The organism is Paraburkholderia sp. RL17-347-BIC-D (assembly GCF_046027915.1).
In the GTDB taxonomy this organism is placed as follows: Bacteria; Pseudomonadota; Gammaproteobacteria; order Burkholderiales; family Burkholderiaceae; genus Paraburkholderia.
On sequence record NZ_JARESS010000309.1, the window covers coordinates 1 to 239 of the forward strand.

Below are 239 nucleotides of genomic sequence, written 5' to 3' on the forward strand. Positions count from 1 at the left end.
ATGCGGTCGACGTGGCGAACGACGGCCCGCAAGGGCTGATCCTCGCCCAGGAAGAAGAGTACGACGTGATCGTGCTCGACGTGATGCTGCCCGGCATGGACGGCTGGACCATCGTCAAGACCTTGCGCGCCACGCGCACCACGCCCGTGCTGTTCCTCACCGCGCGCGACGACGTCGACGACCGCGTGCGCGGTCTCGAACTCGGCGCGGACGATTACCTCGTCAAGCCCTTTGCCTTC

1 protein-coding gene is annotated in these 239 nt (G+C 66.5%); it reads left to right on the top strand.

The window, feature by feature from the left end:
• Nucleotides 1-239, top strand: a 239-nt coding sequence (locus tag P0D96_RS48700; RefSeq protein WP_408321540.1) for a response regulator, incomplete at both ends; no start/stop codon positions are given.